Annotated in this window: 28 protein-coding genes; 10 read left to right on the top strand and 18 right to left on the bottom strand. The window is 72.1% G+C overall.

The window, feature by feature from the left end; all coding sequences use genetic code 11:
• Positions 1-74: 74 nt before the first annotated feature.
• The 5 genes from DK419_RS07185 to DK419_RS07165 form a co-directional block, all read right to left on the bottom strand.
• Positions 75-806 (bottom strand): CpaD family pilus assembly protein, encoded by a 732-nt coding sequence (locus DK419_RS07185; protein WP_109958472.1) that lies wholly within the window; start codon positions 804-806, stop codon positions 75-77.
• Positions 807-907: 101 nt separating this feature from the next.
• A complete protein-coding gene (locus tag DK419_RS07180) occupies positions 908-2,398 on the bottom strand; it encodes a type II and III secretion system protein family protein (RefSeq protein WP_109958471.1) in 1,491 nt (496 codons plus the stop codon).
• A 77-nt stretch (positions 2,399-2,475) separates the two neighbouring features.
• A complete protein-coding gene (cpaB, locus tag DK419_RS07175; RefSeq protein ID WP_109958470.1) occupies positions 2,476-3,288 on the bottom strand; it encodes a Flp pilus assembly protein CpaB in 813 nt (270 codons plus the stop codon).
• A 303-nt stretch (positions 3,289-3,591) separates the two neighbouring features.
• On the bottom strand, positions 3,592-4,098 hold the full coding sequence (locus DK419_RS07170; RefSeq protein ID WP_109958469.1) for an A24 family peptidase: 507 nt from the start codon (positions 4,096-4,098) through the stop codon (positions 3,592-3,594).
• A gap of 207 nt (positions 4,099-4,305) precedes the next feature.
• On the bottom strand, positions 4,306-4,470 hold the full coding sequence (locus DK419_RS07165) for a Flp family type IVb pilin (RefSeq protein WP_109958468.1): 165 nt from the start codon (positions 4,468-4,470) through the stop codon (positions 4,306-4,308).
• A gap of 320 nt (positions 4,471-4,790) precedes the next feature.
• Between DK419_RS07165 and DK419_RS07160 the strand changes: the two genes are divergently transcribed.
• From DK419_RS07160 to DK419_RS07150, 3 genes are all read left to right on the top strand, one after another.
• Positions 4,791-5,297: a pilus assembly protein N-terminal domain-containing protein gene (locus DK419_RS07160; protein ID WP_109958467.1), complete on the top strand. Its 507-nt coding sequence runs from the start codon at positions 4,791-4,793 to the stop codon at positions 5,295-5,297.
• 83 nt (positions 5,298-5,380) lie between these two features.
• Positions 5,381-6,034: a TadE/TadG family type IV pilus assembly protein gene (locus DK419_RS07155; RefSeq protein ID WP_109958466.1), complete on the top strand. Its 654-nt coding sequence runs from the start codon at positions 5,381-5,383 to the stop codon at positions 6,032-6,034.
• An 11-nt stretch (positions 6,035-6,045) separates the two neighbouring features.
• Positions 6,046-6,717, top strand: a complete 672-nt coding sequence (locus DK419_RS07150) for a TadE/TadG family type IV pilus assembly protein (protein WP_109962173.1) — start codon at positions 6,046-6,048, stop codon at positions 6,715-6,717.
• A gap of 67 nt (positions 6,718-6,784) precedes the next feature.
• Here DK419_RS07150 and DK419_RS07145 read toward each other — a convergent pair whose 3' ends face one another.
• The gene (locus DK419_RS07145; protein WP_109958465.1) at positions 6,785-7,297 is read right to left on the bottom strand and encodes a retropepsin-like aspartic protease family protein; all 513 of its coding nucleotides are present in this window, start codon (positions 7,295-7,297) and stop codon (positions 6,785-6,787) included.
• Positions 7,298-7,567: 270 nt separating this feature from the next.
• On the opposite strand from DK419_RS07145, the gene DK419_RS07140 reads away from it, so the two are divergent.
• The 5 genes from DK419_RS07140 to DK419_RS07120 all read left to right on the top strand — a co-directional run bounded on the left by DK419_RS07140 (position 7,568) and on the right by DK419_RS07120 (position 11,866).
• Positions 7,568-8,257, top strand: a complete 690-nt coding sequence (locus DK419_RS07140; RefSeq protein ID WP_109958464.1) for a 50S ribosomal protein L25/general stress protein Ctc — start codon at positions 7,568-7,570, stop codon at positions 8,255-8,257.
• A 90-nt stretch (positions 8,258-8,347) separates the two neighbouring features.
• Positions 8,348-8,959 (top strand): aminoacyl-tRNA hydrolase, encoded by a 612-nt coding sequence (pth, locus tag DK419_RS07135; protein WP_109958463.1) that lies wholly within the window; start codon positions 8,348-8,350, stop codon positions 8,957-8,959.
• An 81-nt stretch (positions 8,960-9,040) separates the two neighbouring features.
• The gene (ychF, locus tag DK419_RS07130; RefSeq protein ID WP_109958462.1) at positions 9,041-10,138 is read left to right on the top strand and encodes a redox-regulated ATPase YchF; all 1,098 of its coding nucleotides are present in this window, start codon (positions 9,041-9,043) and stop codon (positions 10,136-10,138) included.
• Complete coding sequence (gene nfi / locus DK419_RS07125; protein ID WP_109958461.1) at positions 10,138-10,803, top strand: deoxyribonuclease V; 666 nt, start codon at positions 10,138-10,140, stop codon at positions 10,801-10,803. The genes ychF and nfi overlap by 1 nt, the downstream gene beginning before the upstream one ends.
• Positions 10,804-10,867: 64 nt before the next feature.
• Positions 10,868-11,866, top strand: coding sequence for a MaoC family dehydratase (locus DK419_RS07120; RefSeq protein ID WP_109958460.1), 999 nt, complete (start codon positions 10,868-10,870; stop codon positions 11,864-11,866).
• Between the two features lie 133 nt (positions 11,867-11,999).
• Here DK419_RS07120 and mtnA read toward each other — a convergent pair whose 3' ends face one another.
• The 6 genes from mtnA to DK419_RS07090 form a co-directional block, all read right to left on the bottom strand.
• Entirely contained in the window at positions 12,000-13,097 is a 1,098-nt protein-coding gene (gene mtnA, locus DK419_RS07115; RefSeq protein ID WP_109958459.1) for an S-methyl-5-thioribose-1-phosphate isomerase, read from the bottom strand.
• Between the two features lie 54 nt (positions 13,098-13,151).
• A complete protein-coding gene (locus tag DK419_RS07110) occupies positions 13,152-13,532 on the bottom strand; it encodes a type II toxin-antitoxin system death-on-curing family toxin (RefSeq protein WP_109958458.1) in 381 nt (126 codons plus the stop codon).
• 3 nt (positions 13,533-13,535) lie between these two features.
• Positions 13,536-13,760: an AbrB/MazE/SpoVT family DNA-binding domain-containing protein gene (locus DK419_RS07105; protein ID WP_109962172.1), complete on the bottom strand. Its 225-nt coding sequence runs from the start codon at positions 13,758-13,760 to the stop codon at positions 13,536-13,538.
• A 100-nt stretch (positions 13,761-13,860) separates the two neighbouring features.
• Positions 13,861-15,462 carry a phosphoglycerate dehydrogenase gene (serA, locus tag DK419_RS07100; protein WP_109958457.1) on the bottom strand — a complete coding sequence of 534 codons (1,602 nt, stop codon included), beginning with the start codon at positions 15,460-15,462 and terminating at the stop codon, positions 13,861-13,863.
• Between the two features lie 374 nt (positions 15,463-15,836).
• On the bottom strand, positions 15,837-17,006 hold the full coding sequence (locus DK419_RS07095) for a phosphoserine transaminase (RefSeq protein WP_109958456.1): 1,170 nt from the start codon (positions 17,004-17,006) through the stop codon (positions 15,837-15,839).
• A gap of 129 nt (positions 17,007-17,135) precedes the next feature.
• Complete coding sequence (locus DK419_RS07090; protein WP_109958455.1) at positions 17,136-17,360, bottom strand: hypothetical protein; 225 nt, start codon at positions 17,358-17,360, stop codon at positions 17,136-17,138.
• 146 nt (positions 17,361-17,506) lie between these two features.
• On the opposite strand from DK419_RS07090, the gene DK419_RS07085 reads away from it, so the two are divergent.
• Entirely contained in the window at positions 17,507-18,211 is a 705-nt protein-coding gene (locus tag DK419_RS07085; RefSeq protein WP_109958454.1) for an ABC transporter permease, read from the top strand.
• Positions 18,212-18,228: 17 nt separating this feature from the next.
• On the opposite strand, the gene DK419_RS07080 is transcribed toward DK419_RS07085, so the two are convergent.
• The 5 genes from DK419_RS07080 to DK419_RS07060 all read right to left on the bottom strand — a co-directional run bounded on the left by DK419_RS07080 (position 18,229) and on the right by DK419_RS07060 (position 22,573).
• The gene (locus tag DK419_RS07080) at positions 18,229-19,074 is read right to left on the bottom strand and encodes an ABC transporter substrate-binding protein (RefSeq protein ID WP_425352662.1); all 846 of its coding nucleotides are present in this window, start codon (positions 19,072-19,074) and stop codon (positions 18,229-18,231) included.
• 77 nt (positions 19,075-19,151) lie between these two features.
• Positions 19,152-19,433, bottom strand: coding sequence for a hypothetical protein (locus DK419_RS07075; RefSeq protein ID WP_162561166.1), 282 nt, complete (start codon positions 19,431-19,433; stop codon positions 19,152-19,154).
• Entirely contained in the window at positions 19,420-20,211 is a 792-nt protein-coding gene (locus DK419_RS07070; RefSeq protein ID WP_109958452.1) for a Crp/Fnr family transcriptional regulator, read from the bottom strand. The genes DK419_RS07075 and DK419_RS07070 overlap by 14 nt, the downstream gene beginning before the upstream one ends.
• A gap of 142 nt (positions 20,212-20,353) precedes the next feature.
• Positions 20,354-21,001: a tRNA (guanosine(37)-N1)-methyltransferase TrmD gene (trmD, locus tag DK419_RS07065; RefSeq protein ID WP_245442995.1), complete on the bottom strand. Its 648-nt coding sequence runs from the start codon at positions 20,999-21,001 to the stop codon at positions 20,354-20,356.
• A 183-nt stretch (positions 21,002-21,184) separates the two neighbouring features.
• Positions 21,185-22,573, bottom strand: a complete 1,389-nt coding sequence (locus tag DK419_RS07060; protein WP_109958450.1) for a deoxyribodipyrimidine photo-lyase — start codon at positions 22,571-22,573, stop codon at positions 21,185-21,187.
• Between the two features lie 424 nt (positions 22,574-22,997).
• Between DK419_RS07060 and DK419_RS07055 the strand changes: the two genes are divergently transcribed.
• Positions 22,998-23,189 (top strand): hypothetical protein, encoded by a 192-nt coding sequence (locus tag DK419_RS07055; RefSeq protein WP_048429329.1) that lies wholly within the window; start codon positions 22,998-23,000, stop codon positions 23,187-23,189.
• Positions 23,190-23,217: 28 nt separating this feature from the next.
• On the opposite strand, the gene DK419_RS07050 is transcribed toward DK419_RS07055, so the two are convergent.
• Positions 23,218-24,303 carry a TRAP transporter substrate-binding protein gene (locus DK419_RS07050; RefSeq protein WP_109958449.1) on the bottom strand — a complete coding sequence of 362 codons (1,086 nt, stop codon included), beginning with the start codon at positions 24,301-24,303 and terminating at the stop codon, positions 23,218-23,220.
• Positions 24,304-24,428: the final 125 nt, after the last annotated feature.

Here is a 24,428-nt window from a genome sequence, read left to right as displayed (position 1 = left end):
GCCCGGCCGGGCCCGGGGGGCGCCGGCGCGCCTCGCCGCGGGCGCGGCGGCGATGGTCGTCCGGCGCGTCCTCATCACTGTGCCACCTGGTTCTTCACGCTCGCGCGACCATCCTGCTTCCAAGTGGTTGACGGATCCTTTCCGGCGCGCAGGTCGAGCAGGTTCTGGGTCCGGACCACCGTGTCGATCCGGCCCTCCTGGCGGCCGCGCACGAGGTCGACCGGATCGGCGATCTGGCTCGCGACGTTGGACTGCGTGGCGCAGCCGAGGTTCCAGTACGGCTCGTTGCGGCTGTTGAAGCCCGCGTTGCTGGCGCCGAGATCCTGCGGCCACAGCCCGCAGGCGCCCGCGACCTTGGCCTGCATGCGCTGGAAGCTCAGGCGGACCGGCGCGCTCACCGCGACGTTGGCGACCGGATAGGGCGCGACGACGATCTCGCGCGGGCCGACCCCCCGGGCCACCGCCCGGGCGCGCAGGGCCCCGAGGGTGCGCTCCACCGCGCCGCCCGGCACCTGCGAGCCGCGGGGCACCTCGAGCACCAGCACGCCGCGGCCGTAGCGGCGGTACTCGGTGAGGAAACCGTCGACGTCGTCGGCCTGGCGCGGGTCGATGTGCCCGGTCCCGGTGACGAACACGTCGAGGTTGCGCGGGGAATCCGACAGGACGATCGGGTGCCGCTCGGCGACCGTCATCGGGTAGGTCGAGCCGGTCGTGACCGGGCCCATCGCACCCGGGCCCTTGGAGGCGCAGGCGGAAAGGGCGGCCGAGGCGGCGAGGAGCGTCAGGCGGAGGGCTGTGCGGATCATGGCGGCGAAGTCTCGGCGGCGAAGTCTCGGCGGCGCGGTCTCGGCGGACGGGTGTCCTCGGGACGGACATCTCGGCGGGGTCTCGGGAGCGTCCCGCGGGCTCAGTCGGTGATGAAGCCGACCCGGCCGCGATAGCCCGCGCCGAGGGGGGCGGCGCCGACCACGCCGTAGAGGCGGTTGAAGCGCCCGAGCAGGATCGACTGGCTGTCGCTCACCTCGGTGAAGCCGTCGTCGGGCTTGCGGACCTGGGCCGGATCCATCGGCTTGGCGATGAACGGCGTGACCATGATCATCAGCTCCGTCTCCTGGCGCTGGTAGTCGCGGGAGCGGAACAGGGCGCCGAGGATCGGCAGGTTGATCATCCCCGGCAGGCCGCTGATCGCCTGGCGGTTGCGCTGCTGGATCAGGCCCGCGATCATCATCGTCCCGCCCGAGGGCAGCTCGATGGTCGTCTCCGACTTGCGCACCGTCAGGCCCGGCACCGAGATCGTGTTGTTGCCGTTCGAGACCGGGATCGCCGCCTGGGTGTCGATCTCCGTGACGTTGGTGCCGATCCGGATCGAGATCCGGTTCTCGGACTGGACCACCGGCGTGAAGTTCAGCGCCACGCCGTAGGGCTTGTACTCGATGCCGACGGCGCAGTTCGAGCTGTTCGACGCCAGGACCGCCGAGCAGGTCTGGCTGGTCGGGACCGGGATCTCGCCGCCCGCGGTGAAGTTCGCCGCCTCGCCGGAGATCGCCGTGAGCGTCGGCTCGGCGAGCACCCGCGACACGCCGGCCTGCTCGAAGGCCCGCAGGGTCGCCTGCAGCGAGAACCCGCCCGAGCTGATCTTGGCCGAGATGTCGTTGCCGGCCGGGTACGAGCCGCCGGTCAGCGGGAAGGGCACGCCGTTGACGAAGTTCATCGCGCTCCAGTTGGCGTTCAGGTTGACGCCGAACTGCTTGAGCACCTGGCGCGACACCTCGACCACGGTGACGCGCAGCATCACCTGGTCCTTGCCGCGGATCGTCAGGTTGTTGATCACCGCGCCGCGGGCCGCCGCCCCGCCGCCGCCGACGCCCACGAAGGCGTTGGCGATGTCGACGGCCTGCTGGGCCTCGCCGGCGGAGTTGACGGTGCCGGTGAGCAGCACCGAATCGCCGGCCGGGCGCACGTCGAACCGCGCCCCCGGGATGCTGCCGGCGAGCGTCTGGCGCAGTACGTTGAGGTCGCGCCCCACGGTGACGTCGAGGGCGGCGATCTGGCGCCCCTCGCCGTCCATCACGAAGATCGACGTGGCGCCGTTCTCGATGCCGATGATGAACACCTTGCGGGTCGAGCGCACCACGGCGTTCGCCACCTTCGGGTTGGCGACGAACACCTCCTTGGCGTCCCGGGGCAGGTCGATCACCAGCGAGCGGCCCATGGTGAGGTCGATGCGCCGCGACACGTCGGCCTCGTTGGGGCCGACATTCACCACCGGCGCCGGCACGATGCCGCCGCGCGCTCCCGCCCCGCCCTGGGCGGCGGCGGGGAGGGCGGCCAGGAGGGCCGCCAGCGCCCCGGCGGCGACGGCGCGCAGGGAGGCGGGAAACGTCTCGGACATCGGCATGGAACGGGGGCTCGCGGGGCGGGGCGCGGCGCCGCCCTCGGGGCTGGACGGGCGGGCGCTCATCGGCAGGGCAACTCTCATCGGCGGGGCATCTGCTTGGCGACGCCGTAGCGCACGACCGTGACCCCGCCCTCCGCTTGCGGCTCCGCCGCCGCCTGCGGGGCGGCCTGGCCGGCATCGGCGAGGCTGCGCAGGGCGAGGGAGAGCTGGCCGACCTTCTGGGCGAGCGTGACGGCCTCGGCCTGGGGCGGGGTGAGCTCGAGGGTCGCGGTATCGCCGGTGACCACGCGCTCGCCGTTGCGCTCCTGCACGGTCTGGCCGACCGCCAGCACCCGGATGTTGGTCAGGATGGTCTCGGAGGTCTGGACGTCGCTGCCGCCGGTGCGGGAGGCCTCGTCGTCCCGCGAGGTGCGCAGCACGTCGACGCGGTCGTTCGGCAGGATGAAGCCGCCGGCGGTGTTGCTGCCGCGCGCGTCGATCGAGATCGCCACGGCGCGCATCCCCGAGGGCAGGATCGCCGACAGGAAGCCGCTGCCGTTGGCCTTGATGAGCTTCTCGCGCCGGATCGGCTCGCCGGAGAGGAAGGGGCTGCGCACGATCGAGCCCACCGTGTCCTCGAGCGCCGTCGGCGCGTTGGCGCGCTGCAGGAAGGCGTCGCCCGCCGCGGCCCGGGGCCAGGTCTGCCAGCGCATGTCCGGCGCCTTGACGGTCTGACCCATCGGCAGCTCGGCGGCGGCGACCAGCACCTCCACCGTCTCCATCGCCGGGGCCGGCGCGGCCGTCGGCGCGACCACCGGCGCGGGCGGCGGCTCGCGGCCGCTCATCACGATGAACGCCCCTGCGCCGGTCACGACGGCGACGCTGATGAGAAGCAAGCGCGAAGACTTCATGGAGCGCCAACGAGAGGACACGGTCGGGGGCGGCGCCGTGCCGTCCCGTCCCTGACTTCATCAGGCATTCCTCAAATTAAGGTTAATCACCCTTAGTGTTTGGACGGACCGCGACGGCGGCGGCGGCGCGCGCGACGGCAACGCCGCGATCCCCGGCGGACCGTGGGGCCGCCGGGGCGAGTGCGTCGGGCCCGTGGCGGGGGGAGGGACGACGGTCCCGGGGAATGCGCGTGCCGATCCTCGCCCGGACCTCGGGGCCGGACCCTGGGGGGACGGTGGATCGGGGACGGGCGCGGCCCGGCCTCAGGCCGGCAGGACGAGGCGCCAGAGCGGCGCGGCCGGACACACCACCAGCGCGGCGCCCGCGAGGGCGAGGCCGTAGGGCACTCCCTTCTCGCCGTAGCGCAGGTCGAGCGCGAACGGCCAGGAGGCGGCGAAGCCGGGCAGGGGATGCTGGCGCACGCTCAGGATCCCGAGGGTCAGGATCCCGCCCAGGATGGCGGCGGCCGTGAGGTAGTCGACGAGCGGCCCGAAGCCGAGCCACAGGGCGGTGGCGGCCGCGAGCTTGGCGTCGCCGCCGCCGATCGTGCCGGTGCAGAACAGGCAAAAGCCGACCGCCAGGGTCGCCGCGAAGGCGCCGGCATGATCGGCGAGTTCCGCCCAGCCGAGCCCGGCGGTCACCGCCAGGACGCCGAAGGCGCCCACGAGCAGCAGGCTGATGCGGTTGGGGATCGTCATCGTGAGAAGGTCGCTGGCGGCCGCGTAGGCCATCAGGAACGGAAACACGACGAGGAGGCAGAGGCTGGCCATGCGGGCTCGCGACGGCGGTCGGGGAACGCGGCGGCGCGCCACGCGGGCGGCGCGAGGGGCCGCATCGATCAGCTTCGCCGACCGCCGGGGGCGATCAGGCCGGGATCTCCGGCAGGCGGCGGAGCGGGACCTCCGTGAAAAAGGCGGCCCGCGTCTCGCGCCGTCCGCGGCGCGCCGACCCGCCGTCGCGGGTCGGCCTCGCGATCGTTACTTCAGGTTCGCGGCGATGTTGGTGAACTGCTTCGACAGGTTGTTGCCGACGGTGCCGGCGGCGACGATCACCGCGAGGGCGATCAGGGTGGCGATCAGCCCGTACTCGATCGCGGTCGCGCCGGACTCGTCGCTGACGAAACGCTTCAGCTTGGTGATCATGACTGTGTTCCCGCTTCAGTGATCTCGGTTAGTCCGTCGACAATCGACTGGCGCCGATCGGGACTGACGGCAACGTAGGTCGAACCGTGTTGAGGTTGAGTTAAAACGATCGCGGCGACCGGCCCATCGCGCCGAACTTCCCGCGTTGGTTAACGATCGATCGACGGGCACCGCGAACGGCCTGCCGCTGGGTCCGGCGGAGCGGGGCGTGTCCGGCCCCCTCGAGGCGCTGCCGGCACCAGTTCGACGGCACTTAGCGGTTTCTCAACCGTCCCGCGCTTGAGTGGCGGGAGACGATGCGCCCGAGAGACCGACCGCCGATGACCCCGCCCCGCCTCCCGCGCGCCCCGCGCGCCGCCGGCCTCCTGGCCCTCGCGCTGCTGCTGGTGCCCGCCGCGGCCGGGGCGCAGGGAAGCGACGGGGCGACCGTGACCGTGTCGGTCGACAACGCCAAGGTGATCCGCCTGCCCGAGCGGACCGCCACCGTGATCGTCGGCAACCCGATCATCGCCGACGTGTCGCTGCAGCGGAACGGCATCGTGGTCCTGACCGGCAAGAGCTTCGGCAGCACCAACCTCATCGCGCTCGACTCGGCCGGCACCATGCTGGCGGAATCGGCGATCAGCGTGCGCGCCGGCAGCCCGTCGGTGGTCACGGTGCAGCGCGGGCTCGAGCGCGAATCCTACTCCTGCACGCCGGCCTGCCAGCCGGCGGTGCAGCTCGGCGACGCGCAACGCTACTTCTCCGAGGTGAGCGGGCAGACCGGCCAGCGCAACTCGATGGCGACGGCGGGCGGCGCCGGCGGTCCGGCCGCGGCGATGCGCTGAGCGTACGCCTTTCGGCGCAACGGATCCGAAACCCCTCGCTTCGTAAACCAGCGTCGTCGGCCACGCACGAGCTCGAACCGGTCATGCCCCGTCGTCCTCCGCTCCACGCCGCGGGACCGTCGCCCGGGCCCGCCGCGACGGCGCCCCGCCCGTCGCGGGCCCTGACGATCCGCCGGCGGATCGCCGGCTTCGCCGCCGCCCGCGACGGCGCGACGGCGGTGGAGTTCGGGCTGATCGCGCTGCCGTTCCTGTGCCTCATCGCGGCGATCGTCGAGACCGCGCTCGCCTTCTTCGCCGGCCAGGTCCTCGACAACGCGGTGTCGAGCGCGGCGCGCCAGCTCTATACCGGGCAGTTCCAGGCCGCCCGGTCCTCCGATCCGCCGCCGCCCGCCGACAAGACGACGCAGCAGGTCGCGCTGGAGAAGTTCAAGGCGGCGATCTGCGACGGCCGGGTCACGATCTTCGCCTGCGGCGACGTCAAGGTCGAGGTCCTGACGATGGCCGACAATGCCAGCTTCGCGCCGCCGAGCCCCGTCGATTCCGGCGCGCGCGCCTGGCGCAGCTCGCCCTCGGCCTTCGGCACGCAGTACCAGAACCCGGGCTCGAACCAGATCGTCGTCGTGCAGGCGGCGGTGGAGTTCCCGGTCTTCTTCAGCTTCCTCAACCCCAACACCCTGGCGAACGGCAAGCGGGTCCTGCAGAGCACCGTGGCTTTCCGCACGGAGCCGTTCCAATGAGCGCCCGGCGGATGCGGAGCGTCGTGGACGCGGCCCGGGACCGCGGCGGACGGGCAGGCCGCGCGCTCGCCCGCTTCCGGGGGGCGCAGGACGGCCTCGCCGCGGTCGAGTTCGCGATGGTGCTGCCGCTCCTGCTGCTGCTCTACCTCGGCACGACCGACCTCGCCGGCTACATCAGCAACTTCCGCAAGGTGACGCTCGCCGCCCGCACCGTGGCCGATCTCGTGGCGCGGGAGGCGGGCGACGTCTCGAGCGGGCAGTTCGCCACCATTGCGAAGGCCGGGCGGGCGGTGCTGGCGCCCTACGACGGCGCCACGGCGCGGATCGCCGCCAAGGCGATCGGCGTCTACGACGCCAGCGGCTCGGCCCGGGTCTGCTCCTACGCCGTGGATGCCGGCAGTGCCGGGGCGCCGGCCCCGATCGGCCCGACCGCGGTGCCGACCGTGCCGGACGCGTTCAAGAATGGCGGCGTGCGCTACGTCGTCGTCGAGCTGACGATGACCTACAAGCCGGTCTTCGGCGCGACGCTCGCCGACCGGTTCAAGCTCAGCACGATGACCGAGACGGTGATCTGGCCGGTGCGCAACGGCAAGGTCTACAACGTCGGGGTCACCAACAACCCGGAGATCGTGCTGCCGACCGTCGTCGACATGCGCAACGGCGGCGCCTGCCCGGCCACCTGACCGGAGACCGGGGCGATCCTCCCGGGGGCGTTCCGCCCCGGGCGTCCGCGCAAGGCCCCCGCCGCCGTCATCCCCGCAGGATCATCCGCCCCGCCGCGACCTCGAAGCCGCGCAGGCGGCGCAGGAACGACATGCCGAGCAGGCTGGTCTCGAGGCGCCCGCTCGGCAGGACCAGGGCCTCGACGTCGCGCACCGCGATTCCCCCGATCCGCATCTCGCGCACGCGCACCGGCGCCGCCGGCACCGTGCCGTTCGCGGTGCCGACCCGCGCGGTGAAGTCGCGCTCCGCGACCCTGATCCCGATCCGGGCCGCATCCTCGCTCGTGAAGACGCAGAGCGTGGCGCCGGTATCGACCAGCATGCGCAGCACCTGCCCCTCGACCTGCGGGTGGGCCTTGAAGTGGCCGGAGAGATCCTGCGACAGGCTCACGCTGGAGGCGGAGCCGGGCTCGACCTGCGCCGCCTCGGCCGCCGGGGCGGGGCCGCCGCGGGCGAGCTTCGCGAAGCGCTCGGTCATCGATCCGCCGGTGAGGGCGGCGGTGGCGAGCACGCCGAGGGCCCAGAGGATCGGGCGCGTCACGGGTCGTCTCCAGGTCGGTCAGCGATGCCCGGCAGAGTCGCGGCCGACCGGTTAAGGATCCCTCCGGCGATCGCGCCGAATCCGCGCCAACCCGCAATCCTTGCCATCGGGTTCTTGGTCTGCTAGCAGCACCCCGCCCGCCGGACACCCTTGGAGGCCGGATTCCCGTCACGGGAACGGGCGTGGCGACGTCGGTTCACAGGGCCGTCCTCGAGGGGGCGGCCTTCGGCGTTTGAGCCATCCGTCAACACCAGTTTTAAGGATCACGCCATGAGCGCCGTGAAGCCGCTTGAGGCCGTGGCACGCGACCGGGTCGGCAAGGGGGCCGCCCGGGCCGTTCGTCGCCAGGGCCAGGTGCCGGCCGTCGTCTACGGGGGCAACCAGCCGCCGCAGGCCATCGCCATCGACCTCATCCGCACCCGCACCCTGATCTACGCCGGTGGCTTCCTGACCACCGTGTTCGAGATCAGCGCCGGCGGCCGCAAGGTCCGGGCGATCCCGCGCGACTACCAGCTCGACCCGGTCACCGGCGTCCCGCTGCACGTCGACTTCCTGCGCGTCGTCGCCGGCCAGTCGGTCGACGTCGAGGTGCCGGTGCACTTCTCGAACGAGGATGCGGCCCCGGGCATCAAGCAGAACGGCGGCACGCTCACCATCACGCATCACACCGTGACGGTCTCGGTCGCCCCCGAGTCGATCCCCGACGCGATCACCGTTGACCTCACCGGCAAGAACGTCGGCGACACCATCCACGTCTCCGACCTGCCCGTCCCGGCCGGCGCCAGCATCGTCCTCGACGGGGCCGACGTCGTCGCCACCATCGTGCCGCCGACCGTGCTCGGCGCCGAGGTCGAGGCCGAGGAGGCCGCGGTGGCCGAGGCCGCCCGCGCCGAGTCGGCCGCCGAGGCCGCGGAAGAGGCCGCCGACGAGGCTGCCAACGACGAGTCCAAGGAGGGCTGAGCCGCCCTCGGCTCGATCCTGTCCGTCATCGGAACGCCCCGGTCGCGAGACCCGGGGCGTTTCCCTTTTCTCGGGGAGCCTGATTTCGCCATGCGGCTGTTCGTCGGCCTCGGCAATCCCGGGACCCGCTACGCGGGCAACCGGCACAATATCGGCTTCATGGCGCTCGACGCGATCGCCCGCCGGCACCGCGCCGCGCCGTGGCGCCGCAAGTTCCAGGGCGAGAGCACCGAGGCGGTGATCGGGCCCGAGCGCGTGCTGCTCCTGAAGCCCCTGACCTTCATGAACGAATCGGGCCGGGCGGTGGCGGAAGCGCAGCGCTTCTACAAGATCCCGCTGGAGGACGTGGTGGTGTTCCACGACGAGCTGGATATCGCGCCCGCCAAGCTCCGGGTGAAGAAGGGCGGCGGCAATGCCGGCCATAACGGCCTGCGCTCGATCACCGCGCAATGCGGCAACGAGTACTGGCGCGCCCGCCTCGGCATCGGGCATCCGGGCGACAAGGCCCTCGTCCACGCCTACGTGCTCAACGACTTCGCCAAGGCCGAGACGCCGTGGGTCGAGGACCTCTGCGACGCGATGGCCGACGGCGCCGAGCTGCTCGCCGCGGGCGAGGATGCCCGCTTCCAGAACAAGGTCCACCTCGCCATGGCCGGGCGCGGCTGGGACGAGGTGAAGCGCGTCGGCGAGAAGCCGGCTTGACCCTGCACGCTCCACATCGCAAGTGCCACGCGACACGACCGCGGGCCGGCGGTCTTACCGTGAATCGAATGGACTGATCTGATGGGCTTCAAATGCGGCATCGTCGGCCTGCCGAACGTCGGCAAGTCGACGCTCTTCAACGCGCTGACGCAGACCGCGGCGGCGCAGGCGGCGAACTACCCGTTCTGCACCATCGAGCCGAATGTCGGCGAGGTGGCGGTGCCCGACGAACGCCTCGACGCTCTCGCCCGCATCGCCTCCTCGAAGGAGATCATCCCGACCCGGCTGACCTTCGTCGACATCGCCGGCCTGGTGCGCGGCGCCTCGAAGGGGGAGGGGCTCGGCAACCAGTTCCTCGCCAACATCCGCGAGGTCGACGCCATCGCCCACGTCGTGCGCTGCTTCGAGGACGGCGACGTCACCCATGTCGAGGGCAAGGTCGACCCGATCGCCGACATCGAGACGATCGAGACCGAGCTGATGCTGGCCGACCTCGACAGCCTCGAGAAGCGCCTCACCGCGCTCGAGAAGAAGGCCAAGGGCGCCGACAAGGAGGCCAAGGAAGTCCTCGACCTCGTCCAGCGGGCGCTGCCGCTCCTGCGCGAGGGCAAGCCGGCCCGCCTCGTGGAGCGCAAGGCCGAGGAGGAGCGCCTGTTCTCGCAACTCGGCCTGATGACGGCCAAGCCCGTTCTCTACGTCTGCAACGTCGAGGAAGGCGCGGCGGATGCCGGCAACGCCCGCTCGGCCGCCGTCTTCGCCCGCGCCGCACTGGAGGGCGCCAAGGCGGTCGTCGTCTCGGCCAAGATCGAGAGCGAGATCGCGGTGCTGCCGCCGGCCGATCAGGTCGAGTACCTGGAAGCGGTCGGCCTCGCCGAGCCGGGCCTGAACCGGGTGATCCGCGCCGGCTACGAACTCCTCGGCCTCATCACCTACTTCACCGTCGGGCCGAAGGAGGCCCGGGCCTGGACCATCACCAAGGGCACCCGCGCGCCGGGCGCCGCCGGGGTGATCCACACCGACTTCGAGAAGGGCTTCATCCGCGCCGAGACCATCGCCTACGCCGACTATACGGCGCTGAAGGGCGAGGCCGGGGCCCGCGAGGCCGGCAAGCTCCGGCTCGAGGGCAAGGAGTACCTGGTGCAGGACGGCGACGTGCTGCATTTCCGCTTCGCCAACTGATGGATCTCGCTCGGCGCCACGGCTGGGACCTGACGCCGACGCAAGCCGTGGCGCTCCAGCGCCGGCTCGCCGCCGAGGTCGTGGCCGACCGAGCCCTCGACCTCGACGCCGTGCGGCTCGTCGCCGGCGTCGATGTCAGCGTGAAGAACGATCGCTCGCACGCCGCGATCGTGGTCGCGACCTTCCCGGATTTCCGGGTGGTCGAGACGGTGACGGCACTCATGCCGACGCCGTTCCCCTACGTGCCGGGTCTCCTCAGCTTCCGCGAGGGCCCGGTGCTGGAGGAGGCGTTCGGCCGGCTCGAGGCCGAGCCGGACGTCTTCCTGTTCGACGGGATGGGCACGGCGCATCCGCGCCGCATCGGCATCGCCAGCCATATGGGCCTGTGGCTCCAGCGCCCGACGATCGGCGTCGGCAAGACCCGGCTCTGCGGCCGCAACGCCCCCCTCGACGAGGAGAAGGGCGCGCATCAGCCGCTCGTCGACAAGGGCGAGACCATCGGCGCGGTGGTCCGCACCCGCACGGGGAAGCATCCCCTGTTCATCTCGCCCGGCCACCTCGCCGACATCCCGTCGAGCGTGGCGCTGGTGCTGGCCTGCGCGCCGAAATACCGCCTGCCGGAGCCGATCCGCCTCGCCCACAAGGCCGCGGGCGCTTTCGTGTAAGACCGTTTGCGCCGGACCTTCGCCGTGCTAGCCCGGCGGCCTGCAACGCCGTCGGACGCACGCCATGCCCCGCTACTGCTTCGAGGACCTCACGCCAGGGTTCCGGCTCGATTTCGGGCCGCTCGACGTGAGCCGCGACGACATCGTGGGCTTCGCCCGCGAGTTCGACCCGCAAGCCTTCCACACCGACGAGGCGGCGGCCAAGGACAGCTTCGTCGGCGGCCTGATCGCGTCCGGCTGGCACACCTGCGCGCTGGGCATGCGCCTCGTCGCCGACGGCTTCATCCTGCAATCGAGCTCGATGGGCTCGCCCGGCATCGAGGCGGTGCGCTGGCTGCGCCCCGTCCGTCCCGGCGACGCCCTGTCGATGCGCATGAGCGTGACCGAGAGCCGGCCCTCGGGCAGCAAGCCCGACCGCGGCTTCGTGCGGTTCCTGCTCGAGATCGCCAACGGTGCCGGCCAGCCGGTGATGACCCAGGATTTCTGGGCGATGTTCGGCAAGGCCGGCACCCCGCCGCTGCCGCCCCGCCCGCGCCCGCCCGAGGAGCCGACGCCCGCCGACCTGCCCGAGGGCGAGGCGCTGCCGCCGGCCTACCTCGAAGACATGCCGTTGAACCGCACCTTCGACCTCGGGGCGCACCACTTCACCCGCGACGACATCCTGCGGTTTGCCCGCACCTTCGACCCGCAGCCGTTCCACGTCGACGAGGCGGCGGCGGCGCGGACGCATTTCGGCGGCCTGTGCGCCTCGGGCTGGCACACCGCGGCGGCCTGGATGAAGCGGATGGTGGCGGCCCGCGACCGCGGCCGGGCGGAGGCGATCGCGCGGGCCGAGCCGGTGGTCGAGGGCGGTCCCTCGCCGGGCTTTCGCGACCTCCAGTGGCTCAGGCCGGTCTATGCCGGCGATACGATCCGCTACGACGTGACCCTGACCGAGGCGCGCCCCTCGCGCACCCGGCCGGGTTGGGGCGTCGTCAGCCACACCGCGACCGGCACCAACCAGCGCGACGAGCCGGTGATTCGCTTCGCAGGAGCGTGGCTGGCGCCGAGCCGGGGGGCGTGAGGCCGGTTTCGCTCCGTCTTCATCATCCCCCCTGCGCGACCTCAGGATGAGGTTGCAAGTTGGAAAACCGTCGGGGGAGCCGCCCGTGCGACAGGTCTGCCCGGATGGAGGCCGCCGATCCCGCAGTCCTGCATCACGCCGCCGCCCGCCGCTCCGGATACAACCCGAGCAAACCCTCGGGCGTCGCCTCCGCCACGCCGCGCTCGGTGATGATGCCGGTGACCAGGCGCGCCGGGGTCACGTCGAAGGCCGGGTTCGCCACCGGGCTCCCGGGCGAGACCACCGCGACCGTCGCGAAGGCGCCGTCGTCGGTGCGGCCGGTGAGGTGGGTCACCTCGCGGGCATCGCGCTCCTCGATCGGGATGCCGGCGACGCCGTCGGTGAGCGTCCAGTCGATGGTCGAGAAGGGCAGTGCCGCGTAGAAGGGCACGCCGCAATCGCGGGCGGCGAGCGCCTTCAGGTAGGTGCCGATCTTGTTGCAGACGTCGCCTGTCGACGTCGTGCGGTCCGAGCCGACGATGCAGAGATCGACCTGTCCGTGCTGCATCAGGTGCCCGCCGGCATTGTCGGCGATCACGGTGTGGGGCACGCCGTGGGCGTTGAGCTCGAAGGCGGTGAGCGCCGCGCCCTGGTTGCGCGGCCGGGTCTCGTCGACCCACACGTGGACAGGCACGCCGGCATCGTGCGCAACGTAGATCGGCGCGAGCGCCGTGCCCCAATCGACGGTGGCGAGCCAGCCGGCATTGCAGTGGGTCAGCACGTTGACCGGCCCGGTCTTCTTGCGCGCGATCCCGGCGATCACCGCCGCCCCATGCTCGCCGATCGCCCGGCAGCTCGCCACGTCCTCGTCGGCGATGCGGGCGGCCTCGGCGAAGGCGGCGGCCTCGCGCTCGGTCGGGCTCAAGGGGCCCAGCACGCCCGCGACCCGGTCGAGGGCCCAAGCCAGGTTGATCGCCGTCGGCCGCGTGGCAGCGAGCCGCGCCCGCGCCCCGTCGAGGTTGCGGTCGGACGGGTCCTCGCGCATCGCCAGCGCCAAGCCGTATGCGGCGGTGGCGCCGATGAGCGGGGCGCCGCGCACGATCATGGTGCGGATCGCGACCGCGGCCTCCGCCTCGGTCTTGAGCGTCTTCATCTCGAAGGCGAAGGGCAGGCGGGTCTGGTCGATGACGCGGATCCCCTCGCCGTCGGGCGCGGGGAAGATGGTGCGGTAGTGGCGGCCGTCGATCTTCATGGGGTGGGGTTTAGCATGAAAGGCAGGGATGGGTAGGCTCGTGCCGTTGCGCCTTCATCGCGTACGGGCACGCAGCCAGGCCGCGATATCGACCTCCTCCATCTCTCCTGCGGCGATGGACAACCACGTCGCCACGACATCGGGCTCCGATGCAAGGACACGCAAGCCGTTCAACTGTAAGAACACAGCAGCAATCACGAAGGACACGCGCTTGTTGCCGTCGAGAAAAGGATGGTTGCGGGCGACGCCGAAGGCGTAAGCAGCGGCCAGGTCGCAAAGATCGACAGCGCCGTATGCGGCCTGCTGCCGGGGGCGGGCGAGGGCCGAATCGAGCAAGGCGTGGTCGCGCAAGCTGGGCAGGCCACCGTGCTCGGCGATCTGATCGGCATGGATCGCCAGGACAATGTCCCGCTCGACCCAGACCGGAATCGTCATCGCTTACTTCGCCAGTTCGCGCAAAGCGTTGCGGTATCGCTGCATGACGTCCCGCGCGACATCCATCTGGCTTGGTGCGGACGGATCCCGCGATGTCATCCGATAGCCGTCCGGCGTCTCGGTGAGATGGAGCGTCGAACCGTCCGCCAAGGCCAGGCGGTCTCGAACGTCATCGGGGAGCATGACCGCGAGGGTGTCGCCGATCGCCTTGACCTTCAATGCAACCATCTCGACCCTCGCGATGCCGGATCCAGAACAGACCATCGCTGGATATGCGCGCTCCCCGCAGAACCGCAAGAGATGGGGACGGAAGGCGCCCCCGATCCCGTCAGAACCGCACCGCCCGCGCCCGCTTCACCTGCGGGATCGCCTCGATCGCTTGGAGCAAGTCGGGCGAGACCGCCTCGTCGATGGCGGCAAAGCAGATCGCGTCGCCGCCCGGGCGGTCGCGGCCGAGGTGGAAGGTGGCGACGTTGACGCCGGCCTCGCCCATCAGCGTGCCGAAGCGGCCGATGAAGCCGGGCTGGTCGGCGTTGCGGATGTAGAGCATGTGGGGGGCCACCGCGGCCTCGAGCGCGATGCCGCGGATCTCGACGAAGCGCGGGCGGCCGTCGCCGAACACCGTGCCGGCGGCGTCGCGGGGCATGTCCTCGGCCTCGACCGTGACGTGGAGGCGCGAGGCGTAGGGGCCCTCGACCGCGGTGCGGGTCGCGGTCTCGACCTGGATGCCGCGGGCCCGCGCCACCTCGATCGCCGAGACCATGTTGACGCCCTCCAGGAACGGCCGCAGCGCGCCGGTCACCGCGGCCGCCGTGAGCGCCCGGGTGTTCAGCTCCGCCGCCTCGCCCTCGTAGACGAGGCGGATGCCGCGGATCGGCGCCTCGGTGAGCTGGCCGAGGAACGAGCCCAGCTGCTCGGCGAGCGTCACGTAGGGCCGCAGGCGCGGCGCCTCCTCGGCGGAGATCGACGGGAAGTTGACCGCGTTGCGGATCGCCCCGTGCAGGAGGTAATCCGCCATCTGCTCGGCGACCTGGAGCGCCACGTTCTCCTGCGCCTCGGTGGTCGAGGCGCCGAGATGCGGCGTGCAGACCATGTTCGGATGGCCGAACAGCACGTTCTCCTTCGCCGGCTCCTCGGTGAACACGTCGAAGGCCGCACCCGCCACGTGGCCGGATTCGAGCGCCGCCCGCAGGGCCGCCTCGTCCACGAGGCCGCCGCGGGCGCAGTTGACGATCCGGACCCCCGGCTTTGCCCGCGCCAGCGCCTCGCTCGAGAGGATGTTGCGGGTCTTGTCGGTCAGCGGCACGTGCAGGGTGATGACGTCGGCCCGGCGCAGGAGCTCGTCGAGCTCGACCTTCTCGACGCCGAGCGCCATCGCGCGCTCGGGGGTCAGGAACGGGTCGTATGCGATGACCCGCATCCTGAGGCCGATGCCGCGATCGGCCACGATGGCGCCGATGTTGCCGCAGCCGACGACCCCGAGGGTCTTGGCGGTCAGCTCGATGCCGAGGAAGCGGTTCTTCTCCCAGCGCCCGGCCTGCGTCGAGGCGTCGGCCTGCGGGATCTGGCGGGCGAGCGACAGCATCAGCGCGATGGCGTGCTCGGCCGTCGTCACCGCGTTGCCGTGGGGCGTGTTCATCACGATCACGCCGCGGGATGTGGCGGCCGGCACGTCGATCGTGTCGACGCCGATGCCGGCCCGGCCGATCACCGCGAGGCGTCCGGCCCGCTCCAGGAGCGCGCCGGTGACCCGGGTGGTCGAGCGGACGGCGAGGCCATCGTAGTCGCCGATGGCCGCGGCGAGCGCCTCCTTGTCCTTGCCGAGCTCCGGGCGGAGATCGGCCTGGATCCCGCGCTCGCGGAAGATCGCGACGGCGGCGGGGGAGAGGGTGTCGGAGATCAGGACTTTTTTAATGGGAGAGGTGGGCATGGCGGCCTCGAACGGGGTCGCGCCATCGCCCCGCTTGGGGAGCGGGTCGGCCGGGAGTTCGTGAGGTCACACCGGGTCGAGCGCATCCTCCTCTCCCCGCGGGCGGGGAGAGGGCCGTGTTCCCGTTCAGGCAACACGGCGAGGCGGTAGCCGAAGGTGAGAGGGTGTTTCCGGAGGAGCCTCACCCGGCACCTCACCCTCGCTTCGGCTTCGCCTGCGCTCGCCGCAGACCCCACAAGGGATCCGCGGCCCTCTCCCCGCCCGCGGGGAGAGGAGAACCCGCGCCTCGTTCGGCGATGTGTGATCGTCGCGGTACGCGCTCGGCCGACGCCGACTCCTGCAGGGCTCCGGCGCCGATGATGGCGATGGGGGCGTCAGGCCGCCTTGGTCAGGCGGGCCTTCTCCTCGGCGAAGGCCCAGTCGAGCCACGGCGTCAGGGCCTCGAGGTCGGACGCCTCGACGGTCGCGCCGCACCAGATCCGCAGGCCCGGGGGGGCGTCGCGGTAGGCGCCGATGTCGTGGGCGACGCCCTCGCGGTCGAGCGTCGTGGCGATGCCCTTGGCGACCGCCGCCACCGCCTCGGGGCCGCGCCCGACCACGTCGGGATCGCTCACCACCAGGCAGACGCTGGTGTTGGAGGCCGTCGCCGGCTCCTCGGCGAGGTTGGCGATCCAGGGGGTGCGGGCGACCCAGTCGGCGATCACGCCGGCATTGCGGTCGGCCCGCGCCCGCAGGGCGGGGAGGCCGCCGAGCTTTTCGGCCCAGAGCAGCGCGTCGATGTAGTCCTCGACCGCGAGCATCGAGGGCGTGTTGATGGTCTCGCCCTCGAAGATGCCCTCGATCAGCTTGGCCCCCTTGGTCATGCGGAAGATCTTCGGCATCGGCCAGGCCGGGACGTGGCTCTCGAGCCGCGCGACGGCGCGGGGCGAGAGGATCAGCATGCCGTGGGCGGCCTCGCCGCCGAGCACCTTCTGCCAGGAGAAGGTCACGACATCGAGCTTGCCCCAGTCGAGGTCCTGCGCGAAGGCCGCCGAAGTGGCGTCGCAGATCGTCAGCCCCTCGCGGTCGGCGGCGATCCAGTCGGCATCCGGCACGCGCACGCCGGACGTCGTTCCGTTCCAGGTGAACACCACGTCGCGGGTGCGGGTGTCGACGGTCGAGAGGTCGGGCAGGCGGCCGTAGGGCGCCTTGATCACGCGGGCGTCGAGCTTGAGCTGCTTGATCGCGTCGGTGACCCAGGTCTCGCCGAAGGATTCCCAGGCCAGCATGTCGACCGGACGGGCGCCGAGCAGCGACCACATCGCCATCTCGACGGCGCCGGTGTCGGAGGCCGGCACGATGCCGATGCGGTAATCGGCCGGCACCTGCAGCACCGTGCGGGTGAGGTCGATCGCCTGCTTGAGCTTGGCCTTGCCGAGCTTCGCCCGGTGCGAGCGGCCGAGCGCCGCGTCGGAGAGGGCGTCCGGCGTCCAGCCGGGGCGCTTTGCACAGGGGCCGGACGAGAAGAAGGGCGCGCGCGGGCGCACCGCGGGGCGGGTCGTCATGCTTGGTGTCCATCCTTCCAGATGGGCGCCTCTCGGTGGGGAGAGGTGTCCCGCCGTCCCGGATGCGCCAGGCCGGACCTCCCGTCAAGTCTGCTGCCGTCAAGTCCGCTTCCGTCAGGTCTTCCGCCGTCAAGCCTGCGGCAGCGGGGCGACGCGCGCGAGATGGGCGCGGTGGGCCTCCAGGTCGGCCTGGAAGTCGGCGAGCAGGGCTTGCGCCAGCTCGACGACGCGTCCGCCCCCCGGATCGAGGCGCGCGACCAGGGCGCGCTGGCGCAGCACCCGGCCCTCGGCTTCGATGACGTGGCGCAGGGCCATCGCGAGCGCCGTCTCGTCGGTCGGGCCGACCGGACTCATCGCGGTGCTCTCCTGCATCGTCCGGGCGTGCCGGTGGTCGAGCGGGGTCCGCGGCGATCCACCGCCCCGGGCCCGACCGGCTCCGCACTATGGCACGCCGGCGCCCGCGCGGATACGACGGGACGTGACGGTGGGACGGGGGTGACATGGACGAGTTCGGGCGCGCCCTGGGGCTGGCGGTCGCGATGATCCTGCGGGCGGATGCCGACCTCGTCGCCATCGTCGGCCTGTCGCTGCGCGTGAGCCTCACCGCCGCCGGCCTCGGTTTCGTGCTGGGGGCGCCGCTCGGCGCGCTGCTGGCCGCGACACGGTTTCCCGGTCGCGGCGCTCTCCTCGTCCTCGTCAACGCGCTGCTCGGCCTGCCGCCGGTGGTGGTGGGCCTCGTGCTCTACCTGCTGGTCTCGCGCTCGGGGCCCCTCGGGAGCCTCGGCCTCCTGTTCACGCCGGGCGCGATGGTGATCGCGCAAGGGGCCCTCGCCCTGCCGATCGTCGCGGCGCTCACGCACCGCACCTGCGAGGCCCTTTGGGCGGAGTACGGCGATTCGCTCCGGGTCGACGGGGTGGGCGCGGGCCACGCGGCCCTGATCCTGCTCGCGATGGCGCCCGCCCCCCTGGTCACCGCCTTCCTGGCGGCGTTCGGCCGGGCCATCGCCGAGGTCGGCGCGATCCTGATGGTGGGGGGCAACATCCGCGGCTACACCCGCACCATGACGACCAGCATCGCGCTGGAGACGAGCCGCGGCGACCTCGCGCTCGCGCTCGGCCTCGGGCTCGTCCTCGTCAGCCTGACGCTCCTGGTGAGCGCCGCCGCCTTCGGGATCAACCGCGTGGCGGCGTCGCCGAGGGCATAGGATCCTGGAGCGTGGGGCTACTGGCTCGGCATCGTGCCGGCCGGGAAGAACAGCTGCTCGCCCCCGACCTTGAACGAGGCGATCGCCGCCCGGCCGCGCTCGGAGGTCAGCCACTCGTGCCAGATCCTGGCGTCGGCGGCGTGGATCTGCGGGAACCTGGCCGGGTTCACCAGGATCGAGCCGTAGGGGTTGAACAGCGCCGGATCGCCCTGGACCAGGATCACGAGGTTCTGGCGGTTCTTGAAGCTCGCCCAGGTCGCCCGGTCGGTCAGGGTGTAGGCGTCCATCGCGGCGGCGGCGTTCAGGGTCGGGCCCATGCCCTGGCCGAGCTCGCGGTAGCTGCTCCCCAAGCCGCGGGCCTCGATCCCGGCCTTCTTCCACAGCCGCAGCTCGGTGCGGTTGGTGCCGCTGTCGTCGCCGCGGCTGGCGAAGGGCGCCTTGGCGCGGGCGATGCGGGCGAGCGCCTCCGTGGCGTCGCGCCCGTCCTTGATGCCGGCCGGGTCGGCGGCCGGGCCCACGATCACGAAGTCGTTCGCCATCACGTCGCGCCGGTCGATGCCGGTGCCGTCGGCCACGAACTTGTCCTCGCCGGGCCGGTCGTGGACGAGGAGAGCGTCGGCGTCGCCCTTGGCCCCGATGGCGAGCGCCTGGCCGGTGCCGACCGCGACGACGCGGACGGTGATGCCGGTCTCGCGCTGGAAGATCGGCAGCAGGTGGCCGAACAGGCCCGACTGCTCGGTCGAGGTGGTGGAGGCGAGCGTGATCGCCCGCTCCTGCGCGGAGGCGGGCCGGGCGAGGAGGGGCGCGGCGATCAGCAGCCCGAGGAAGGCCAGGCGGTGCAGGGCGCGGCGGCGCGGAATCACGGGGGTCACGGGCGGGCTCCGTTCAGGGGGCTCGCGGCCAGCGATACGGGCGTCCCGGAACCGGCGCCAGCGGGAATTCAGTCCCTCGCGCTCGGCCCGGCCGCCGCGAGGCTGTTGGCGAGGGTGGTGAGCATGGCGGCGGCCTGGGCGGCGACCTCCGGCTCATGCCCGTCCTCCGCCAGCCGGCGCTTGGTCTCGATCACGGTCTCGACCGCCTCGATCAGCTCCGCCGCCGGAATCACCGCGCGCTCGACGAGGACGAGCATCAGGCTCTCCACCAGCATCAGGGCCGCCTGGCCGGCGGCGGCGTGCTGGCGCCCCATCCCGTTCCGGTCCATCCCGCCCTCACTCGCCGGCATCGTCGCCGTTCCTCTCGAGCCCGGTCCCGGCCTCCCGCGACCCGACGAATTCCGGCCGGCCGCGCTCGGACATGTCGAGGAGCGGCCCGGCGATCCCCACCAGGGCGTCGAGGTCGCCGATCGTCACCCGGCGCCCGCGCATGGTGACCACGCCGTCCTCCCGCAGCGCCCGCAGCACCCGGTTGACGTGCACGTTCGAGATGCCGAGATGGTCGCCGATCTGCTCCTGGGTCATCGGCAGGTCGTAGGCCATCGCGTCCGGCGGCAGCACCCCGGCGAGGATCAGGCGGCCGCGGAAGTCGATCAGCAGCATCGCCAGGCGCTCGTCGGCGCTGCCGCGTCCGAGCCCGACGACCCAGTTGTGCAGCCGGCGCTCCTCCTCGATCACCTGCCACATGCAGCGGGTGGCGAGGTCGGGGTCGCGCTCGTAGGCCTCGCGCAGGGTGCGGTGGTCGACCTGTTCCACCAGCACCTCCGACAGGGCCTGCACCGCGTCCGGGCTGTGGGTGACGAACAGGCTTTTGACCGCGAACAGGTCGCCGGGCAGGAAGATCAGGATGAACTGGCTGCGCCCGTCCTCGAGCGTGCGCAGGCGGCCGACCCAGCCCTTGCGCAACCGGAAGATCGTGGTGTTCGGGCTGTCCGGTTCCACCAGCAGGCGCCCGGCCGGGTAGAGGCGCCCCGATCCGCCCATCACCCGGTCGAGCGCCGCCTCTCCCCGGCGCAGGGCGTCCAGGATCTCGGGCCGGTGCAGCAGGTAGCGGGCGGAATCGGGCATGGCGGCGGGAGGACGTCCGAGTAGGGCGGCGCGCGAACGGCGCCTGGCGACGAGAGGGCTCTAGGAAGGGCCGTCCCCGGCGACATTCACCTGCGTTGTCTTCTCGGCATACTCTGGCAGAGTTCAGAGCCGATTGCCGACCTCAGCCCGGCTTCGCCAGGTCCGGGCGCCGCTCGCGGGTGATGCGGGCGGATTCCGCCGCCCGCCAGCGGGCGATCGCCGCGTGGTTGCCGCCGGTGAGCACCTCCGGGATCCCGTGCCCCTCCCAGTCCCGCGGCCGCGTGTAGTGGGGGTATTCGAGGGCGCCGCCCTCGAAGCTCTCCTCGACCCCGGAGGCGTGCTTGCCCATCGTGCCGGGCAGGAGGCGCACGCAGGCATCGAGCACCACCAGGGCGGCGGGCTCGCCGCCCGACAGCACGTAGTCGCCGATCGAGACCTCCTCGAGGCCGCGCCCGGCGATCACCCGCTCGTCCACGCCCTCGAACCGGCCGCAGACCACGATGACGCCCGGCCCCTCCGCCAGCGCCCGGACCCGCCCTTGCGTGAGCGGCCGGCCGCGCGGGCTCATCAGCAGGCGCGGGCGGGGATCGTCGGGGGGCGCCGCGGCGTCGATCGCCGCGGCGAGCACGTCGCAGCGCAGCACCATCCCGGCCCCGCCGCCGGCCGGGGTGTCGTCGACCGCCCGGTGCCGGCCGATGCCGTGGTCGCGGATGTTGCGCGCCTCCAGGCTCCAGGCGCCCCGCGCCAGCGCGTCGCCGGCGAGCGACAGCCCGAGATGGCCGGGAAACATCTCGGGATAGAGGGTCAGGATCGTGGCACGCCAGGGATCGGCAGGGCGGGGATCGGCAGGGCAGGGATCGGCAGGGCAGGGATCGGCAGGGGCGGAATCGACGGGACCGCGCGCGGGAGGGGTGGGGGAGGTCATGCGGGTTGATGGCCTCCCCGGGCGGGGCTGGTCAACAGGTCGGCGCGCTCAGCCCGCTTCCGCCTGGCACAGTTCGTCCACCGCCACGAGATACGCCTTCGCGTCGAACTTCTTGAGCGTGTTCGGCCCGAGGTAGCGCACGGTGCCGAAGACCTCGCGCCGGCCCCAGGGGCGGTCGTGAAGGCCGAACAGCCAGGCGACGTTGGTGAACGAGTTCGGGTCGCGTCCGTCGAGGAAGTAGCGGTTGTTGAGGCGAAGCGTCACCGCGAAGGCCTCCTCCGGCGACGGCGACCATTCGAGGATCTTCTTGCCCCAGTACATGCGCAGGTGGTTGTGCATGTAGCCGGTCTCGCGCATCTCGCGCATCGCGGCGTTCCAGTACTCGTCGTGGGTGCGGCCTTCCGCCAGCGCCGCCTCGTCGTAGAGGTGCGGGCGGGGGTCGCCGGCGTGCTCGGCCAGCGCCTTGCGGGACCAGTCCGGCAGGGCGGTCTCGTAAGCCGCGTAGCCCGGATTGGTGTTGACGTGGTTCATCGCCAGCTCGCGCCGGACGATCAGCTCCTCGAGGAACGCCGCCCGGTCCTCCGGGCCGCCGCTCCGGGCCGCCTGCACCTTGAGGGCGGCGGCGACCGGCGAGATCTGGCCGAAATGCAGGTAGGGGCTCAAGTGCGAGGCGGCCCCGGCCTCGGGCCGGTTGCGCACCGTGCCGTACTCGGCGAAGGGCCCGGCGAGGTAGGCCTCGAGCCGGGCGTAGGCCTCGGTCTCGCCGCCGCGGAAACGCCGCACCGGCTTGATCGCGCGATCGAGCGTCATCGCGGCGAGCGCCGCCTCGGGATCCGAGACGTCGATGTCGCTCCCGAGATCCAGTTCGCCGGCCGGGTGCCTGACCTTCCGCGCCCGCAGGGGCGCGAGATAGGGCTCCCAGGTCTTGTGCAGCTTCGGGCGCAGGGTGCGGGCGGCGAATTCGTGCTTGCCCGAGGCGACGTCGACCGGCACCACCACGTCGCCCTCGACCTGGACCAGCCGACCGTCGAAGCCTCGTTCGATCTCCGCGTACCAGTCCTTCTGGATCGTCAGGTAGCCTCGGTCGAGGACCAGCAGCGCGGCCTTCCTCCCGAGCGTCAGCGCGGCCTTCGCCGGCGTGGCGCGGCGGAGCACGAAGGCGATGCCGCGGCGCTCCAGCCCCGCCTTGGCATCGGCCAGGCCCTGGAGCAGGAAGGCGTAGTGCCGGGCATTGGCCTCGGGGAAGTGGGCGCCGCCATCCAGCAGGCCGAACCCCGCCACCACCGGAAGCCCGAGGCGGTTGGCCTCCTCGACGGCGTATTCGAGCGCCGGGTTGTCGCGGCTGCGCATGCCCTGCTGCATCAGGTAGAGCACGTAGGCGCCCTCCCGCGGCGCCACCTCCTTCAGAACCCGGATCCGTCCCGCCTGAATCGCCATCCCGCGCCCCCGTCAGGCCGTGAAACCTGGGCCCTGGAAGCTAGGCCGTGTCCGGCCCGGGTCCAGCGCGGCGCGCCGACGCTGGCTGATCAGGCGCGGCTGCCCGCAAAAGCGGCAACCATGCCGACAATCGCGCCTTGCGCTCTGGCACCGCACACCTATCTTATTGCAGTGCGGGAGCGCGATGGCGTCGCGCTCCCGTTGCCCTTCTTGGGCGTTTCCTCCCTAGACTTCGGGCCGCTCGCAAGGGCGGCCTTTTTTCTTGGATCGGTCTTCCTGGCCCCTCCTGCGCGACGGAGGTCCGCTCCGCCTGTCCCGGCGTCCGGTGGAGCTTATGGCCGCGCTCCGCGTTGCTGAACCGGCGCTGGCCCGTCTCGTGCATCGCGGGACGATCGGAGCCGAGCGTTGAGGGAGCGGTCGATCGATGCGGCAATTCACCCTGCGGGTCGAGGAGAGCGGAGAGGGTCTCGTCTGCATCACCAGCCCGGAGATCAAGAGCCTGTTCGTGGCCGACGAGACCCTGGCGGGCGCGCTCGAGGCGGTGCCGAGCGTGGTCCGGGCGCTGATGCGCGAGGAGGGGCGCGGCACCCTGCCGGGCGAGGAGGCCGCCGAGTAGCCGCTCCCCAAGCCCGGGACGCGCCGGATCAGCCCCGCGCCCGGGCCCGGATCATGAAGTTGTCGTAGGTATATTCCGCGACCTGGAACCAGAGGTATTCCTCGTTGCGAAAAGTCTTCAGGGCGTCGTAGATGCGCTTGAAGTCCGGGTTCTTGGCGCCGAGATCGGCGTAGATCTCGTTCGCGGCCTTGAGCGCCGCCTCCATCACCTCCTGCGGGAACGGGCGCAGCTGCGCACCGCCGCCGACGAGGCGCCGCAGCGCCGCGGGGTTGCGGGCGTCGTACTTCGCCTGCAGGTCGCCGTTGACGCTGGCGGCCGCCGATTGCGCGATCGCCCGGTAGGCCTTCGGCAGCTCGGCCCATTTCTGCGCGTTGAACCAGAAGTGCAGCATCGCGCCGCCCTCCCAGAAGCCCGGATAGTAGTAGAACGGCGCCACCTTGTTGAGGCCGAGCTTCTCGTCGTCGTAGGGGCCGATCCACTCGGCGGCGTCGAGCGTCTTGCCCTCGAGCGCCGCGTAGAGGTCGGACCCCGGCAGGGTCTGGGTCGCGACGCCGAGCTTCCCCAGCACCTGGGCGCCGAGCCCGGCGATGCGGAAGCGCAGGCCCTGGAGGTCCGCGGTCGTCTTGACCTCGCGCCGGAACCAGCCGCCCATCTGGGTGCCGGTGTTGCCGCCGGGCAGGGCGTAGAGCCTGCTCTTGGCGAAGACCTCGTTGAACAGGTCCAGCGCCCCGCCCTGGTACATCCAGGCATTCTGCTGGCGGGCATTGAGGCCGAACGGGATCGCGGTGGCGAGCGCGAAGGTCGGGTCGCGGCCGACCTCGTAATAGGCCGCCGAGTAGGCCATCTCGAGGGTGCCGGCCCCGACCGCGTCGAGGAGGGCGGCGGGCTCGCCCGACGGCGCGGCCGCGACCTCGATCTGGAAGCGGTTGTCGGTCGCCTCGGCGACGAGGCGGGAGAACAGCTCGGCGGCGCCGTAGAGCGCGTCGAGGTTGCGCGGAAACGCCGATTGCAGGCGCCAGCGCAGCTCGGGCGCTGCTTGCGCCACGGCCGGGGCCGCCAGGGCGGTGCTGCCGGCGAGGCCGAGGCCGGCCGTCAGGATGTCGCGACGCTTCATGCTCTCCCCATCGGAGGGTCGGTTTGCCCGTATCGGAGACAAGAGGTAGCGCGCTTCCGGCGAAAGCGCACCCGGCCCGACGCCCGGCGAGGCCCCCGCGCAGGTAAGACCGCGTGAGTGGCTTG

The organism is Methylobacterium terrae (genome assembly GCF_003173755.1).
Taxonomy (GTDB): domain Bacteria; phylum Pseudomonadota; class Alphaproteobacteria; order Rhizobiales; family Beijerinckiaceae; genus Methylobacterium; species Methylobacterium terrae.
Note: the sequence above shows the minus strand (reverse complement) of the source record. Positions and strands in the feature narration are given on the sequence as shown.